Below are 1,956 nucleotides of genomic sequence, written 5' to 3'. Positions count from 1 at the left end.
TTGCAGGTATTGTGGGGAGCATTATAGCCATAAGAAAAGGGCGCAGCCCGATATGGTGGTTCTTCTTATGTGCAATTGTTCCGTTACTTATTGCTGTTATTATTGTACTTTCACCTCTGGTATCTAAAGGACATACCAAAACATGTCCCTACTGTGCAGAGATCATTAAAGAAGATGCAATAGTTTGCAAGCATTGTGGCAGGGACCTGCCCATAGAGATGATTAGGATAGAGAGGGATTTAGATCTTGAATCGTGAATTTCAAAAAGATTGCCTGCAACGGGCGGCTAACACGCCACAAAAGATTTTCATCCAAATCCCGACAAGTCGGGACTTCTTTTGTGGCGGAATCGTTATACGCCATCGTTTAGATTTTGTCGGGCAGTCTCCAACAGCCCGACCTACTGGTTTCAAAAATCAAAATTTTTGTTGCAAATTATTTTGGATTTGTTATAATATTCAATGTAAAAGTTCGAATTTGAATCCACGGGGAGAATATATTCAGCATAGCTGTCTATTCCCTAAAATGGCAGGTATATACGCAATAATTGCGGATAAGAACGAGTTATATGTAATTTGCATCAATACTATTAATCAATTCATCAAATTAATGATCTAACAATGACATACGAGGTCTATGTGAAAAGAACTCTAAAAAAATGGCTGCCATTGACAACATTCCTAGTTATTATTTTAGGCAACTACGCCTTCACCCAAAGTTTGCCAATAGGAAGGATCTTACTCACTCCTGAGGATACTACATCAATTGGTACAGCATTCGTTGCTGGTAACTCAAAATCGATCTACACTTGCTCGCATGTCGCACTGAAGGATACTTTATGGTTCCAATATATTGGATCAGCTTATAACTTCAGAATCGCTCTCAAGTATAACCTACCTCGTTATGATATATCTTTCTTCCAACGTACAGGAGGAAGTCAGCCCAATGCGCTAGAGTTCGGAGATTTTCAAAGAATATATCCAGGTGACACTATTCAGTACATCGGCTACGATTCAAGGGTAAGAGAGTATGTGCTTTGGAAGGCACCCGTTTCGGCAAAGGGTTCAGCCATCATTGAAGGCGGTTCGAGGGTAGAATTCATTGAATTTCAAGGTGAAGCTATTCCAGGTTATTCTGGCGGGCCGGTTCTCGATGCGTCGGGTAAAGTCGTGGCAATTCTCAGAGAAGCTTGGAGCAAGACACCCATAAAAGGTGGTCCACCTATTAGGACTAATCGAGCATTCTCAACAGAACTTCTTCGTGTTTTGGATTCTGAAGTTAAATTAAGCCATTGATTTGGTCTTAGTATTTAGTGCATACAGGTCAGGTAGGTCGGGTTGCGACAGCCACCCGATAATAAAGATTTTTAGATTTTGTCGGGCAGTCTCCTACAGCCCGACCTACGAAATCCCGAACTTTACCTTCATCAATTCTTTTATCTTCACCAAATCCCCAACCAAAATCCTATCCTCTTTAATTTCCTTAACCCTTTGTTTGATTCTCGAAAATATTTTGTTTGTCCCTATTCCCGGTTTTAGAGGTGCCCTAAAACATACCCCCTGATAGGCGCACAAAAACTCGATTGCCAGAACCTCTTCAGTATTATTAGCAATCTCCCTTGCCTTTCTGGAAGCAATTGTGCCCATACTGACGTGATCTTCCTGATTAAGAGAAGTCGGAATCGAATCAACTGAGGCTGGATGAGCTAATATCTTGTTCTCTGAGACTAAAGCCGCGGCTGTGGTCTGAGCCATCATCAAGCCTGAGTTTATTCCTGGCTCAGGGGTAAGAAAGGCTGGCAGGTCAGTAATGTTAGGGTCCATCATTACGGCTGTCCTTCTCTCGGAGATACTCCCTAACTCGGATACAGCTATACCTAAAAAATCTAAAGCCAAAGCCACTGGCTCACCGTGAAAGTTTCCGCCGGAGATGACTTTTTTCTTATCCGGAAAAATC

3 protein-coding genes are annotated in these 1,956 nt (G+C 41.9%); 2 read left to right on the top strand and 1 reads right to left on the bottom strand.

The annotated features are described in order from the left end of the window. The coding region (locus MUP17_07130) for a zinc ribbon domain-containing protein (protein MCJ7458747.1) at nt 1-257 on the top strand (257 nt) is incomplete at its 5' end. Nucleotides 258-638: 381 nt separating this feature from the next. Next, nucleotides 639-1,295 carry a serine protease gene (locus MUP17_07125; GenBank protein MCJ7458746.1) on the top strand — a complete coding sequence of 219 codons (657 nt, stop codon included), beginning with the start codon at nt 639-641 and terminating at the stop codon, nt 1,293-1,295. A 105-nt stretch (nt 1,296-1,400) separates the two neighbouring features. Here MUP17_07125 and MUP17_07120 read toward each other — a convergent pair. Then, a partial coding sequence (locus MUP17_07120; GenBank protein MCJ7458745.1) for an aromatic amino acid lyase occupies nt 1,401-1,956 on the bottom strand: 556 nt, incomplete at its 5' end.

The sequence above is a fragment of the Candidatus Zixiibacteriota bacterium genome, assembly GCA_022865345.1.
Classification (GTDB): Bacteria; Zixibacteria; MSB-5A5; order MSB-5A5; family RBG-16-43-9; genus RBG-16-43-9.
Note: the sequence above shows the minus strand (reverse complement) of the source record. Positions and strands in the feature narration are given on the sequence as shown.